Here is a 15,019-nt window from a genome sequence, read left to right as displayed (position 1 = left end):
ATTACCTCTTTTCCTCAACCTTCAAATATCAATCAGCACATGGTGAGTGCCATAATAGCTTTCTGGGTATGCAGGCGGTTCTCCGCCTCATCGAAGATGACATCGGCATTAGCCTCAAGCACCTCTTCGGTGATTTCCTCACCTCGGTAGGCCGGCAGGCAATGCATGACGATGACACGTTTGTCGGCGCCAGCCAGCAGCTCCTTGTTGACCTGATACGGTGCAAAGATCTTCTTGCGGGCATCGTGCTCATCCTCCTGGCCCATGCTGGCCCAGGTATCGGTGACGACGATATCTGCATCCTTCACGGCCTCTTTCGGATCCGTGACGAGCGTGATCGACGCCCCCGTCAGTTTGGCATCCTCGATGGCCTGCTTCGTCACCGTCTCATCAGGACGGTAATCCGCCGGCGTCGCAGCGACGAACGTCATGCCAGTCTTGGCGCAGCCATACATATACGAGTTCGTCATATTGTTGCCATCACCGACATAGGCCATCTTGAGTCCCTTGAGGTTCTTGCCTTTGAGCTCCTGGATCGTTAGCAAATCCGTAAGCACCTGGCAGGGATGCAAAAGGTCCGTCAGTGCGTTGATGACCGGAACATCTGCCCACTTGGCCAGCTCTTCGGCACGGTCATGACCAAAGGTCCGGATCATGATGCCATCGAGATAGCGGGACAGCACGCGCGCCGTATCCTTGATCGGTTCGCCGCGGCCGAGCTGCAGGTCACGGTTCGAAAGGAACAATGCCTGTCCGCCGAGCTGATACATGCCCGTCTCAAAGGACACGCGGGTCCGCGTCGACGACTTCTCGAAAATCATCCCGAGCGTCTTGCCCTTGAGCAGGTGATGCTCGATGCCAGCTTTCTGCTTGGCTTTGAGTTCCTTGGCCAGTGCCAGGATCTCCTGCACTTCATCCACCGACAAGTCGTGGATAGATAACATATCTTTCCCCTTCAGCATCAAACAACCTCCATTACTGTAAATCATGTCCGTCACTATTGCATATTATAGCACTTTAGTTTTCACTTGTGAAGAGAATTTCGGAATTATTTTGTATACATATGCAAGAATCATGCATATTTTCTTAAAACCTCATCGAGGACAGCCACGACCTCATCCACCTGCTCCTGCGTGATGATGAGCGGCGGGATGAAGCGCAGCACCTTGCCGACCGTGCAATTGATGATGGCGCCCTTTTCCAAGCAGTCATTGACAATATCGCGGCCATGCTCAGCGCTCGTGAGCTCTGCCCCCAGGATGAGGCCCGTGCCGCGGACCTCCTTGATGAGCGTTGGATATTTATCCTTCAATGCTGCAAGTTTATCCTTGAAATACAAGCCCACCGTTTCAACATTATGCAGGAACTCCGCCTGCGGGACTGTATCGAGCACGACATTGGCAGCTGCGCAAGCCAGCGGGTTGCCGCCAAACGTCGTGCCATGATCTCCCGGCTTGAAGGCGGCCGCAACCTCATCGGTCACAATAAAGGCGCCGATTGGCACGCCGCCAGCCAGCCCCTTGGCCAGGGTCACGATATCCGGCTTGACGCCATACTTCTCATAAGCAAAGAACTTGCCCGAGCGGCCGATGCCCGCCTGGATCTCATCGAAGATCAACAGGGCATGATGCTTGTCGCAGAGCGCCCGCACCTTCTTGAGATAGTCATTCTCCGGCGTATAGACACCGCCCTCGCCCTGGATCGTCTCCAGCATGACGGCAGCCGTCTTGTCACTCATCAGCGACTCGAGTTCCTCGATGTCGTTGTAGTGCACATAATCGAAGCCAGCCGGCAGCGGGCCGACGCCTTCCTGATAATGCGGCTGGCCCGTAGCCGTGAGCGTCGCCAGCGTACGGCCATGGAAGCTGTTCCAAGCCGTGATGATCTGCGACTTCTCGGGATCGATCGCATGAGCATATTTGCGCGCGATCTTGATGGCACCCTCGTTGGCCTCAGCCCCCGAGTTGCCGAAGAATGCCTTGCCCAGCCCGCTGAGCTTCACGAGCTTGGCCGCAGCATCAGCCTGGGCCTGCGTATAATAAAGATTCGAGCAGTGGATCAGCTTGCCCGCCTGCTCCGCCACTGCGTCAACGAGCGGCTTATACGCATGCCCCAGCACATTGACCGCGATACCGCCGAGAAAGTCGATGTACTTCCTGCCATTGTTGTCCCAGACATAGACGCCTTCGCCATGGTCGAGAACGATCTTATAGCGATTGAATACCGGCACATAGCTGGCCTTGTCCGTCGCAAATATTTCCTGATCCGTCTGTTTCATAAACTACTCCTTATATCCAAACACGCTTACCGGACCACCTGCGTACCAATACCCTGTGAGGTGAAGATCTCCAGGATGATGGAATGGTCGAGACGCCCATCGATGATATGCGTCTTGCCCGCCCCCTGCTCCAGCGCCTTGAGGCAAGCCTCGACCTTCGGGATCATGCCGCCAGCGATGATGCCCTCGCGGATATACTGACGGGCCTCCGGCAGATGCAGCGTCGAAATAAACGTGCTCTTATCGTTGAAATCCTTATAAATGCCCTCGATATCGGTGAGCAGCAGCAGCTTCTCTGCTTCGAGAGCCCCCGCCAGCTCTGCTGCCACATAATCGGCATTGATGTTGTAGCTTTCGCCATCGCTGCCAACACCGATTGGCGCAATGACCGGCACATAGCCCTGATCGAGCAAATCCTCGACAATGGCCGTATCGACCTTGTCGACCTCACCGACATAGCCGATATCCACCTGCTTCGATTCATCCCCCTCATAAACCGTTGCGAGTTTCTTGCGCGCCGCGATGAGGCCCGCATCCTTGCCGCTGAGACCTACAGCCCGCACGCCGCGGCGATTCAGGAGATTGACGATTTCCGAGTTCACCTTGCCATCGAGCACCATCTCGGCAATCTCGACGGTCTCCTCATCGGTCACGCGCAGCCCGGCCACAAAGGAGGACTGCTTGCCGACTTTCTTGAGGAAGCCCGTGATCTCCGGGCCGCCGCCATGGACGATGACCGGACGGATGCCGACGTATTTCATCAGCGCGATATCCTGCATGACCTTTTCCTTGAGGTCATCGTTGATCATCGCGTTGCCGCCATACTTGATGACGATGGTCTTGCCGTAGAATTCCTGGATGTAGGGCAGCGCCTCAACGAGGATGGCCGCTTTGTTTTCTGGTGTGAACATACTCTGCCTCCCCCTGCGCCATCAGGTGTGGTATTCGCCGTTGATCTTCACATACTCATAGGAGAAATCACAAGTCCAGACCGTAGCCTCTTCCTCGCCAGCGCCCATATCGATATCGATGACAATATCGTGCTCCGCCATGACCTTGCGCAATGCCTCTTCATCGAATTCTGCACCGACGCCATTGGCATACACCGGAATATCACCGAATTTCACGACGGTCTTCTGGGGGTCCATCGGCACGCCGGCATAGCCGACTGCACAGATGACGCGGCCCCAATTCGGGTCCTCGCCAAAGAACGCCGTCTTCACCAGCGGGCTCTTGGCTACGCTCATGGCAATCGTCTTGGCATCGGCAAACGACTTCGTACCCTTGACATTGACCGTCAGGAACTTCGTCGCACCCTCGCCATCGGCAGCAATGCGCTTGGCCAGCCCCTGGCACATCTCCTGCAGCGCAGCCTTGAACGCTTCATAGTCCTCGCCTTCCGTCGTGATCGTTTCATTGCCAGCCGCACCATTAGCCAGAACGATAGCCATGTCGTTCGTGCTCATGTCACCGTCAATCGAAATCATATTGAACGATACCTCGACAACCTCCGAGAGCGCCTTCTGCAGCAGCGAGCTCTCGATGGCAGCATCCGTCGTGATGAAGCAGAGCATCGTCGCCATATTCGGCTGGATCATGCCCGAGCCTTTGGCAATAGCCCCCAGACGGACCTGCTTGCCGCCCAGCGCGACCTCTGCCGTGCAGGTCTTCGAATACGTATCCGTCGTGATGATGGCGTTGCCAGCCTTCTCGCTGCCATTTTCATCAAGCTCTGCCACTGCCTGCTTGATGCCCTTTTCCATCTTATCCATCGGCAGATTGACGCCGATGACGCCTGTCGAAGCGACAATGACATCACTGGGCTTGCAGCCCAGCGCCTCAGCCGTGATCTGCTGCATAGCCTGTGCATCCTTTTCGCCCTGCTCCCCCGTGCAGGCATTAGCACAGCCAGCGTTAGCCGTGATGGCGTGCGCCGTGCCCGTCTTGACGACCGCCTTTGAAGCAAATACCGGTGCTGCTGCTACAGCATTCTGCGTGAATGTCCCCGCAACCGCTGCTTCCTTCTCCGTATAGATAACCGCTACGTCAAGATTGCCGCTCTTCTTGATGCCCGCCTTGACACCGGCAGCCTTGAATCCCTGCGGGAACGTCACGCCCGCTTTTGCATTCTGTTCGTTGATCATAACCAAATTCCTTTCTATCCATCAGGGGTACATCGGCACATTGTCGAGTCCCAGTTTTTCCTCAAATCCACAGGCGATATTGAAATTCTGCACAGCCTGTCCCGCCGCCCCTTTGACGAGGTTATCGATGACCGAAAGCACGATTACGCGCTGCGTGCGTTCATCGATATGCCAGGCAATATCACAGAAATTCGACCCGCGCACATCCTTCGTTGCCGGATAAGCGCCGCGGCCCAACAGGCGGATGAAATATTCCTTGCCATAAAGTTTTTCGAAGGCTGCATCGATAAGCTCGGGCTGCACACCATCCTTGAGCGTCGCATAACAGGTCGACAGGATACCACGCGACATCGGCACGAGATGCGGCGTGAAATTCAGCACCGTCTGCTCGCCCGACAGATCTGTGATGGCTTGCTCGATTTCCGGCGTATGACGATGCTTGGCTACGTTATAGGCCCGGAAATTATCGTAGAGCTCCGGGAAGTGGTTCGGCTGCTTGGCCGAGCGCCCCGCGCCCGATACGCCGGACTTGGCATCGATGATAATCGTATTGACGTCAATCAGATGCTGCTTGGCAAGCGGTGCCAGCGCCAGGATGCTCGCCGTCGTGAAGCAGCCTGCATTGCCGATGATCTTAGCCTCGCGGATCTTCTCACGGTACAGCTCAGCCAAGCCATAGACCCGCTCCGCCTCGGGATGCGTATGCGGGACATGATACCAGGCCTCATACACCGAGGTATCCGTAAAACGGTAATCCGCGCCGAGATCGATGATGCGTACAGGCATGCCAGCCAGTGCCCTGCCCACTTCCATTGCATGGCCATGCGGCAGACCGATAAATACGAAATCGCTGTCCGCACCGATTCGCCCGATCTCCTTCATGCTCTCCAGCTTCATATCGTAAAGCCCTCGCAAATGCGGGTAAAGATCGCTGATGCATTCTCCCGTATGGCTTTCCGAGGTGATGTGTACGACCTCTGCTTCGGGGTGGTTGTACAAAATGCGTAAAAGCTCGGCGCCAGCATATCCTGTAGCGCCCAGGACACTAACTTTCATACGTTTTCCTCCTCCAACTTGTTCTTCTGGAATGGATAATCCTCTTATAGTTTACTGCTACGAGGTGTACTATGTAAAGCATGTTTATAATTATACATCTTGTATGCATATTTTTGCAAGTGTTTTTCGAAAAATATGCAGCGAAGCGTGAAAAAAGCGAAAATCATGCTATAATATAGAGCATCTACAACAAAGGAGCATTACATGAAAAAATCAACAAAACGGAAGATACGTTTCCGCATCTTCCGTTTCATCTTTTTGCTGTGCCTTATTTTTTTCCTGGCATTCTTCCTTGCCGGCGGCACCTCCGTGTTCTCGCCGCGCACCTGGCAGCATTTCGGGGACTTCCTGCCGAAGCTCGAAAGCCAGCTGCCAGCTATCCAACAGACCACCGAGCCGGTGCCAATCGGCACGGTTGACCGCCTGAGCCGCATCATCTTCATCCGGCGTGCCGTAGCCAGCCGCATCAATCCGGATACCTATGTGAAGCTGCGCGATATCCCTGTATCGCTCCAGCACGCGGTCGTCGCCGTGGAGGACAACCGGTTCTACAGCCATCACGGCTTTGATCCCCAGGGCATCATGCGCGCCACCCTCGTCAACCTCCAATACGGCCAGATTGAGGAGGGTGCGAGCACCATCACCCAGCAGCTTGTCAAGAACCTCTTCCTCTCCCATGAGCAGTCCTTCGGACGCAAAGCCGAAGAACTGCTGCTGGCCCTCGACATCGAAGCCAACTACAGCAAGGATGAGATTCTCGAGCTTTACCTCAACACCATCTATTACGGCTCCAACTTCTACGGCATCGGCCCGGCAGCCGACGGCTACTTCGGCAAGCGTCCTGCCGATCTGCAGCTTCCCGAGGCAGCCATGCTGGCAGGACTGCCCAACGCGCCTTCACTCTACTCGCCCTACGTCGACTTCATGATGGCCAAGAAGCGCCAGTTCATCGTCATCGATGCCATGGTGCGCAGCGGCTACCTTGATGAACACGAAGCCGAGTCCGCCAAGATCAAACCAATCTATCTCGCCCACTAAAAAAGAGAACCCTCTCACTTGAGAAGGTTCTCTTTTTTAGTTTATCCCGATTATTTTTTCTTGCTATTCGTTTTCTGCTGCTCCGTTGCTGCACGCTCAAAATGTTTGTAGAACTGCTGGCAAAGGTTCGTGAACGTCTCGACATTATCGTCCTCGCTACGGTTAGCGCGAATCTCATAGGTATAGAGCAATTCATTCGTACCAGCTTTGTAAACCTCAAAGAAGAACGTCGTACGGCTATTGTTCGCAACCGTCAATACAACATATGCATCTGCATACTTTGCTACGTTTTCCTTGTAAATCTTAGCAGCCTGACGACGATCGAGCGATTTTATGTCCGTATTTGCCGCTTCTTTGATTTTGTTGGCGACTTCATCATAGGAGACAACATACATACGTGCCACGTTGCTGGCATCGTATTCGATTTGCGTCAGCATCGCCTTATCTGGCGCTTTTTCCTTAACCGGCATATATAGTGGTGACGCTACAGCAATACGCTTCACCGTCGTAATATCTGCGCCTTCCTGTATCGTTTCTCTGTCCGCATTAGCAAAAGCTACCTGCGTGCTGAAAACTACCATGCAAGCAATAACCAGCATCTGAATAATTTTTCTCATGGATCAATTCCCTCCATACTGAATAAATTTCGCGAATCCCTATCGCATTCTTCTCTATTCTACACTATTTGCGCCGATTCTGCCAGTCATTTTCTGAAACTTTAATGAATGCTGAATGTTAGCCCTGGGGATAAATCCGCTTTTCCACCGCCTTGGCCGTAGCTGTCACAGCCAGCCCGCCCTCACTCGTCTCGCGCAAGGATTTCGGCAAGGCCTTGCCAATGCGGTTCATCGCTTCGATGACCTCATCGACGGGGATGAATGACTGCACACCAGCCAGTGTCATATCCGCTGCCAGCATCGCCTCTACCACGGCAAAGCCATTGCGCTTGACACAGGGCACCTCGACAAGCCCCGCTACAGGATCGCAGACCAGCCCCAAAAGGTTCTTGATGGACAGCGCACAGGCATTGCCGACCATCGCCGGCGTCCCGCCGGCAAGTTCTACCAGAGCGCCAGCCGCCATGCCAGCCGCCGTGCCGCACTCGGCCTGGCAGCCGCCCTCAGCACCTGCAATCGATGCATTCTGGTCAACCACCATGCCGATGCCAGCCGCCGTGAACAGAGCCCGCACAATCGCTTCATCGGAAAAGCCGCGCTCCTCGCGTGCTGCATAGAGTGCCGCCGGCACAATGCCGCACGAGCCTGCCGTCGGGCAGGCAACGATGCGCCCCATGACTGCATTGACCTCACTGATGCCGACTGCATAGGCGGCTGCCGCCAGCGTCTGCTTTCCCATGTATCCCTTCGCACGATACGCATAGAGCCGCTTGGAGTCACCGCCCGTCAGTCCGCTGACCGAATGCTCCGTATTGACGATCCCACGCTCGATCGATGCCTGCATGATTTCCCAATTCTGCTGCATGCCTGTAAGGATTGCCTCACGGCTGCGCTGGCTGTCGTGCATCTCCCGGGCAATCACGATTTCATGGATTGGCAGCTCCTTTTCCTCCGCCAGCGCAATAAGCTCTCCCATCGTATTGAAATTAATCATCGTTCTATTCCATCCTTACTTATCCACAGACTGCTCAAATAGCCGGAATCGCAAAAGCATTTTCGACCTCGTAAACCTCACGGCACTCGTCGACTACCTCTTCGGCAGGCTGATCGTCAAGTTCCATGATCATCATGGCCGTCTCCCCACGATTCTGCCGCGATACGCGCATAAACGCGATGTTTACCTCATAGCGCGAGAGAATCTGCGTGACCTGCGTGATGACGCCTGGCCGGTCGCGATGAATCGTGATGAGTGCTGGATATTGACCGGTCAATTCCACCGCATAACCGTCAATATTCGTAATCATGATATTACCACCGCCGACTGAAGCCCCGCGCACACGCGCCACACGGCCGGTAATCCCCACGAGATAAATGACCGCCGTATTGGGATGGGCCTCCTCGAGATTGACCGGCTGGAAATTGTACGCCAGCCCCTGTTCATCGGCCAGGGACAGTGCATCGCGGATGCGTTCATCATCCGGGGCAAAGCCCAGGATGCCCGCAATCAGCGCCTTATCCGTGCCATGGCCGCGATACGTGCGCGCAAAGGAGCCATGCAGATTGATTTCCGCCCGCACCGCCGGCTCGCCCAAAATCTTACGCGCCATAAGTCCCAGCCGCACCGCTCCTGCTGTATGCGAACTCGAGGGGCCGATCATCACCGGCCCGACAATATCAAAAACTCCGTGCATATTACCACCTCAACAGATAAAGCCTTCCCCCGCAGGGGAAGGCTTCATTGACTAGTCATTCTTACTTCAGCAGGCCATGATTGCGGAGCGCAGCTTCGAGCTGGCGCTCATGCTCCGGCTCCATCTCACAGAGCGGCATGCGCAGCGGACCGGCATCGTAGCCGAGTTTACGCATAGCAACCTTGACCGGAATCGGATTGACTTCGCAGAACAAGGCATCGATAAGATCTGCATAAGCAATCTGCAGATCCGCCGCCTTCTTGACATCACCGTCAAAATAAGCCTGGCACATATCATGCGTATCTTTCGGTGCCACATTCGAAAGCACCGAGATGACACCCTGGCCGCCAAGCGACAGGATGGGCACGATCTGATCGTCGTTGCCCGAATAGATGACAAGATCATCGCCAACAGCAGCCTTGAGGCGCAGGATCTTCGACAGATCGCCATTCGCCTCCTTGACCGCTACGATATTCGGCACTTTCGCAAGCTCGACATACGTAGCTGTCGTGATCCCAACGCCCGTGCGCGACGGTACATCATACAGGATAATAGGGATATTGACAGCCTCGGCAATCGCCTTGTAATGGGCGATGAGACCTTTCTGCGTGCATTTGTTGTAGTACGGCGTCACAACCAGCAGTGCATCAGCACCAACTTCCTCGGCGTACTTGGACAAGGATACTGCATACGACGTCTCATTCGAGCCCGTACCGGCAATGACCGGGATACGGCCCTTGACCTGCTCGACCGCGAACTTGATAGCCGCGCGATGCTCAGCATCGGTCATCGTAGCTGACTCGCCCGTCGTGCCCGTGATGACGATGGCATCCGTACCACCAGCGATCTGATCCTCAATGATACGTCCCAGCTCAGGGAAATTGATGCCATCCTCTGTATACGGCGTGATGATAGCGACGCCTGCGCCTCTGAAAATTGGTTTTTTCATGAAAAAGCCCCCTACAACATTATCCTGTATAGCTTATCTTTTCCTAACATTATCACATGATATGTGGCGAAAGTCAACGCAAAGCCCACGTTTAGAGTGCAGGTCTCACCTCGCCAAACACCGCCTGATTCTCCTCGATTTTCTGCTGGCCGCCGAATACGCAAAGCACCTTCTGTGCCATGCAGTCCTCGACCAGGCCGGCAAGATTGCGGACATCCTGCTGCCGCGCATCAAGGATCTGCTCGCGGCTCTTCTGGCGATCAGCCTTTGTAATGCCGCGCAGCCAGCATGTAGCCGCCGCACTGCCCTTCATCTGCGGCGTCAGCGGCGTATCGATGCCGCTCATCGTACCGATGATGAACTTGTCCATCTCCCGCTCCGAAGCCTCGAAATTACGGATATAGTCAGCCGTGCCCGCAAAGACATCCAAGGTCTCCGTGAGATTCGGGTCGCGATACGAACCGAAATACATCATGCCATTGCGGTTGAAGCTCGTGAAGGCACCATAGGCACCGCCCTGCACACGGATCTTCGTCCAGAAGTAATCATAGCGCAGCAGCGTCTCCAGCACATGCATGACGCCCGTGAAGGAGTAACCAAGCTTCAGGAAATTCGCCCCCTGGCCGACATACTGGACGCGGCTCGACGAGGTCAGACCCTCATTGCGGGCAGCAAGCTCCCAACGGTACGCCTGGGCCGGGAAGTCTGTATGGCAGAGCTCTTGCTGGAATGCCGCAAACACATCAGCAAAGGCCTTGTAGTCGCTCTCCCGCTCGGTAAGCGACAGGATCAAACGATTGCTGTTGAAGAGTTTCGGCAGGAGCTCTGCAAAGACAACCTGCATCTTCTCCATGCCAGCATCGAAGTCAGCCAGGAACTCCTTCACGAACTGATAGAAGGGCAGCCCGCCCTCATCCGCATAGCGGCCAGCTGGCGAAAGATAGCCTGCCAGACGCGATGCCACGACCTGATGCGCCGAGCGCTGCAGGTTGAGCTCCATCGCTGCCTGCTCCTGCTCCAGCAGCTCACGCACACGCTTCTTGTCCGTGAACTGGCTCTGCGTCAGGATTTCCTGCAGCAGCTGCAGCAGCTCCGGGAGTTTTTCCTTGAGCACCTTCGCCTTGATCTTGAACTTCGGCGCACAGGAATCCGGCTCACCATTCTTCGTATACGTCACAACATCATAAGTGATGCCGCCTGTATGCAAATTCTTGAGATTCGCCAGCTCCGCATAGCTATGCGCACTCGTATCAACGCTGCCGATGATCTCGCTGAGCAGGAACGCATACGGCAACTGCTCCTGCGGCACCGTCTGCGCATCGAAGAACAACGTCAGATACACGATGCCATGCGTCTCGACATCACTGAACAGCACCTTCGTGCCTGCAAGGTCAAGCTCCTTGAGCGGCAGCTCATACGCCTCCCGGCGGATATCCGAGAGCTTCAGCACCGGGATCGTCGCCAGCGCTTCCTCAGTCTCTGGGCTCTGCTGGCGCTCCTTGAGGGCCTTCGTCGCCGCGATGACATCCTCGATTTCCTGCTTGCTCAGTGCGGCCTTCTTAGCCGCAAGTTCCTGTACCAGCTGAGCCTCACGCTCAGCAGCCAGCGTCCGGCTCGGTGCGAGCGTCAAAAGCGTCGCATGATTATTCTGCAGGAAGTATTTGCGGATAAGCCCTTCGAAATAGCCGTTATCGAGGCCTTCCTTCATCGCCTGCAGGATTTTCTCATAGCGCAGGACATCCTCCGGCTCACCATCATAGAGCCAGGTCTTCATCGCACGGATGCCATAGACAAGCCCCTTCGGTGCCGAGCCGAAATCCGACTCACGTAGACGGAACTCCAAGAGGTTCAGCGACGCTTCCATAAGCGTACGGTCAAGACCCTCAGCGGCCAGCTTCTTGAGCGTCGCCATGACCAGCTCATAGAAGGTATCGGCGCGGTCAATCTCCGAATTGCTCACAATGATGCTGAAGAACGGCTGCAGCATGTCCTCCTCGAAATTCGAGTCGACATCCTTGCCAATCCGGGCATCGATCAGCGCCTTGCGCAGCGGAGCTGCCGGCGTGCGCAACAGCGCATGCTCCAGGATCTCGAGCCCCATCATGTCCACAACGTCCAGGCTCTCACCGACCACCCAGTTGAGGGACAGGAAGGACTTCTCTGCCGTCTCGTCATCCTTGCTGACCGGATACTCCTTCGCCACACGCTTGAGCGCTGCAAAGGATGGCTGACGGTCAATCTGCGATGCCACCTCGATGCGGTCAAAATGGCTCAGATACTCCGCATCAAGATAAGCAAGCTTTTCCTCGATATCCAAATCGCCATAGAGATAAATGTAGCTGTTCGACGGATGATAATACTTGCTATGGAACTCCACGAACATTTCCTGTGTCAGCTGCGGGATAGCCTCCGGATCGCCGCCCGACTCATAGCCATACGTCGTATCGGGATAAAGTGACGTCATGATGCGGCTCTCGAGCAGATCATCGGGAGCCGACAGCGCGCCCTTCATCTCATTGTAGACAACGCCACTGTATTTCAGTGGCTCCTCCGGCGTCTCGATCTCGTAATGCCAGCCCTCCTGCATGAGGATCTGCGGATTCTCGCGCATATTCGGATAGAATACCGCATCGAGATAGACATCCATAAGATTCTGGAAATCCTTGTCGTTGCGGCTAGCCACCGGATACATCGTCTTATCCGGATACGTCATCGCATTGAGGAACGTATTGAGCGAGCCCTTGACGAGCTCGACAAACGGCTCCTTGAGCGGATACTTGCGGCTGCCGCAAAGCGTCGAATGCTCAACGATATGCGCAACACCTGTATCATCTACCGGCGGCGTGCGGAACGAAATCGAAAAAACCTTATTATCATCGTCATTCTGCAGGAAAAAGACCCGCGCCCCCGTCTTTTCATGCTCGAAAATCCAGGCCGTAGAGTCCGTCTCCTGAAGTTCGTTCTTGCGTATTACCTTGAAACCATGGATCAAATCGCTCTTGGTCAACAAATCTCCCCCTTATCTATCGGTCAATCTCTACTATTATATCACATCGCCCCCGCACGTAGTAACCCCTGCAATTCCTCACGCGTCACAGCGTACGTACCTACACGGGCAACAACCCTGCTGGCTGCCAGATTTGCCAGATACGCGCCCTCGCGGGGATTCAGCCCGCCAGCCAGGGCCAGCGCGAACACTGCCGCAATCGTATCGGTAGCACCGAGTACATCGAATAGTTCCTGCGCCTTTGTCGGAATATGCTTGACCACATCATTTCCCACCAGCGACAAGCCCTTCTCCGACCGCGTCACGATGACATTGCGCACGCGGTACTTGCGCATCAGATAATGGGCCGCCTTCTCAATCGCCGCATCTTCATTTTCCACGGGCTGCAGCAGCACCTGATTCACGCGTTTCATATTCGCCACCACATAGTCCGCATGCGCATAATTTACCCAGTTATGCCCGCTCATGTCGACCACGACCGGCACGCCATGATTATGACAAAGCTCGATGATTTTTGCGCACGACTTCTCCGTGCAGGCACCATTGTCATGATCGGAAATGACCACGCAGTCAAGGCTCTCATTGAGCCTGCCGCCGATGTACTGCTGGAACGCCTCCGCATACACCTCAGCCACCGCGCCAACCTGCTCAAAATCCAGGCGGAACATCTGCTGGTTGCCGCTCATGATACGCACCTTCGTCGTCGTCGGACGATCCGTGCGGATAAGCCCCGCGCTGTCGATGCCATGATCCGCCAGCTTCTCGACCATGCTCACACAATGCGCATCATCGCCGACGAACCCCGACAGCCCCGTCTGACAGCCAAGCACCGACAAGTTATAAGCAATATTGGCCCCGCCACCGAGCTTCTCATCCGACGAATGTACCCGCGTGATCGGCACCGGCGCCTCCCCTGAGATACGCGTCACCTCACCATAGTAATACTTGTCCAGCATGATATCGCCAACTACCAACACCTTGCAAGCCGACGTCTTCTCCTCCAAGAATTGGCATAACCGCTGATTATCCATAACGCATCCTCCCCACATCATATTTATGCTTAAAGTATTCGCGCCGCCAAGACAAAATCCTGCCAGTATACTTCCATCCCAGCTTTTATGTATACATCTGATTCTATAGAATTTACGTTCTAAATGTGATAGAATATATGTGTGAGGAACATATATTCTCATACGATACTTCTCTGTATATTGCAGAGACATCCATCATTATTTATAATAAGAAGAAAGGAAGGTTTACCATGAAGCAGAGTCATGTCCCTACCGTACGTTCCTATGACCCCACCAACGATTTGCTCTTTAAGTTCGTCTTTGGTCGCGAAGAACGCAAAAACATCACCTTGCAGCTCATCAATGATATTCTTGGTCGTGATGGTGACGATGCATTTGTCGACCTGCAATTCCGCAATACGGAGATATCTCCCGACAAAGATACCGATAAACTCGGTCGCCTTGATATCTTTGGTATTCTAAACGACGGCAGCCGTATCGACATTGAAATGCAAGTAGTCAACCGGCGCAACATGGAAAAACGTACGCTTTTCTACTGGTCGCACATGTACCTGCACTTTGATTCCCTCCACACCGGTGACGATTACGGCACACTGAAACCTGCCATCTCCATCAACATCCTGCGCTACAGTTTTCTCCCCCAGGAAGATCCTCATGCAGCCTATGTCCTCTACAATCCAAAAACCCACCATCGTCTGACCGATGATCTTGAAATTCACTTTCTCGAAATCCCTAAATACAAGGATAAACCCATCCAATCTATGGACCGTATCGAAAAATGGTTAGCTTTTTTTGCCAACAAACTCGATGAAGACAAAAAGGAGGAACTCGCAATGAAAAATACAGCCATCAAGGATGCTATGCAGGCATCTGACCGCTATATCATGGACGACACCGCCTACCGCGAATATATTGCCCGCGAATCGGCCATCTGGGACTACAACAGCGACCTCAAAGCAAACCTTGCCGAAGGATTCAAGCAAGGCCGTGAGGCAGGCATGAAGCAAGGGCTCGAGCAGGGTCTCGAGCAAGGGCGTGTACAAGGCCGCACTGAAGGCGAACGCAGGGCACATGAATCTATGGCTCTCAACATGTTACGCGACAATATGGATATCAACCTAATTATGAAATACACCAGCCTATCCGCTGAACGCATTGCCGAACTTGCAAAAGAATTATAAACATCCCTTAAAATAAAACAGAACCGC

13 protein-coding genes are annotated in these 15,019 nt (G+C 54.4%); 2 read left to right on the top strand and 11 right to left on the bottom strand.

The window, feature by feature from the left end; translation table 11 throughout:
* Positions 1-32 precede the first annotated feature (32 nt).
* The 5 genes from argF to argC all read right to left on the bottom strand — a co-directional run bounded on the left by argF (position 33) and on the right by argC (position 5,478).
* Positions 33-962 carry an ornithine carbamoyltransferase gene (gene argF, locus FZ041_RS03405; protein ID WP_149188531.1) on the bottom strand — a complete coding sequence of 310 codons (930 nt, stop codon included), beginning with the start codon at positions 960-962 and terminating at the stop codon, positions 33-35.
* Between the two features lie 110 nt (positions 963-1,072).
* Positions 1,073-2,278, bottom strand: coding sequence for an acetylornithine transaminase (locus FZ041_RS03400; RefSeq protein WP_149188530.1), 1,206 nt, complete (start codon positions 2,276-2,278; stop codon positions 1,073-1,075).
* A 26-nt stretch (positions 2,279-2,304) separates the two neighbouring features.
* Entirely contained in the window at positions 2,305-3,189 is an 885-nt protein-coding gene (gene argB / locus FZ041_RS03395) for an acetylglutamate kinase (RefSeq protein ID WP_075441721.1), read from the bottom strand.
* Between the two features lie 21 nt (positions 3,190-3,210).
* On the bottom strand, positions 3,211-4,422 hold the full coding sequence (gene argJ / locus FZ041_RS03390; RefSeq protein ID WP_149188529.1) for a bifunctional glutamate N-acetyltransferase/amino-acid acetyltransferase ArgJ: 1,212 nt from the start codon (positions 4,420-4,422) through the stop codon (positions 3,211-3,213).
* Between the two features lie 21 nt (positions 4,423-4,443).
* On the bottom strand, positions 4,444-5,478 hold the full coding sequence (gene argC / locus FZ041_RS03385; RefSeq protein WP_149188528.1) for an N-acetyl-gamma-glutamyl-phosphate reductase: 1,035 nt from the start codon (positions 5,476-5,478) through the stop codon (positions 4,444-4,446).
* Positions 5,479-5,682: 204 nt separating this feature from the next.
* Here argC and FZ041_RS03380 point away from each other — a divergent pair, with 204 nt between their 5' ends.
* Positions 5,683-6,516, top strand: coding sequence for a transglycosylase domain-containing protein (locus FZ041_RS03380; RefSeq protein WP_149188527.1), 834 nt, complete (start codon positions 5,683-5,685; stop codon positions 6,514-6,516).
* Between the two features lie 50 nt (positions 6,517-6,566).
* On the opposite strand, the gene FZ041_RS03375 is transcribed toward FZ041_RS03380, so the two are convergent.
* The 6 genes from FZ041_RS03375 to FZ041_RS03350 form a co-directional block, all read right to left on the bottom strand.
* Positions 6,567-7,133, bottom strand: coding sequence for a coenzyme F(420) biosynthesis enzyme (locus tag FZ041_RS03375; protein WP_149188526.1), 567 nt, complete (start codon positions 7,131-7,133; stop codon positions 6,567-6,569).
* Between the two features lie 118 nt (positions 7,134-7,251).
* Positions 7,252-8,127: an L-serine ammonia-lyase, iron-sulfur-dependent, subunit alpha gene (gene sdaAA, locus FZ041_RS03370; protein WP_149188525.1), complete on the bottom strand. Its 876-nt coding sequence runs from the start codon at positions 8,125-8,127 to the stop codon at positions 7,252-7,254.
* 34 nt (positions 8,128-8,161) lie between these two features.
* Positions 8,162-8,824, bottom strand: a complete 663-nt coding sequence (gene sdaAB, locus FZ041_RS03365) for an L-serine ammonia-lyase, iron-sulfur-dependent subunit beta (protein ID WP_149188524.1) — start codon at positions 8,822-8,824, stop codon at positions 8,162-8,164.
* Positions 8,825-8,885: 61 nt separating this feature from the next.
* Positions 8,886-9,773: a 4-hydroxy-tetrahydrodipicolinate synthase gene (gene dapA, locus FZ041_RS03360; RefSeq protein ID WP_149188523.1), complete on the bottom strand. Its 888-nt coding sequence runs from the start codon at positions 9,771-9,773 to the stop codon at positions 8,886-8,888.
* Positions 9,774-9,864: 91 nt separating this feature from the next.
* Positions 9,865-12,780 (bottom strand): insulinase family protein, encoded by a 2,916-nt coding sequence (locus FZ041_RS03355; RefSeq protein WP_149188522.1) that lies wholly within the window; start codon positions 12,778-12,780, stop codon positions 9,865-9,867.
* A 41-nt stretch (positions 12,781-12,821) separates the two neighbouring features.
* The gene (locus FZ041_RS03350) at positions 12,822-13,811 is read right to left on the bottom strand and encodes a bifunctional heptose 7-phosphate kinase/heptose 1-phosphate adenyltransferase (RefSeq protein ID WP_149188521.1); all 990 of its coding nucleotides are present in this window, start codon (positions 13,809-13,811) and stop codon (positions 12,822-12,824) included.
* A gap of 230 nt (positions 13,812-14,041) precedes the next feature.
* Here FZ041_RS03350 and FZ041_RS03345 point away from each other — a divergent pair, with 230 nt between their 5' ends.
* Positions 14,042-14,992: an Rpn family recombination-promoting nuclease/putative transposase gene (locus FZ041_RS03345; RefSeq protein WP_187626293.1), complete on the top strand. Its 951-nt coding sequence runs from the start codon at positions 14,042-14,044 to the stop codon at positions 14,990-14,992.
* Positions 14,993-15,019 lie beyond the last annotated feature (27 nt).

The sequence above is a fragment of the Pseudoselenomonas caprae genome (genome assembly GCF_008271345.1).
In the GTDB taxonomy this organism is placed as follows: domain Bacteria; phylum Bacillota; class Negativicutes; order Selenomonadales; family Selenomonadaceae; genus Selenomonas_A; species Selenomonas_A caprae.
This window is presented reverse-complemented; position numbering and strand designations above follow the sequence as displayed.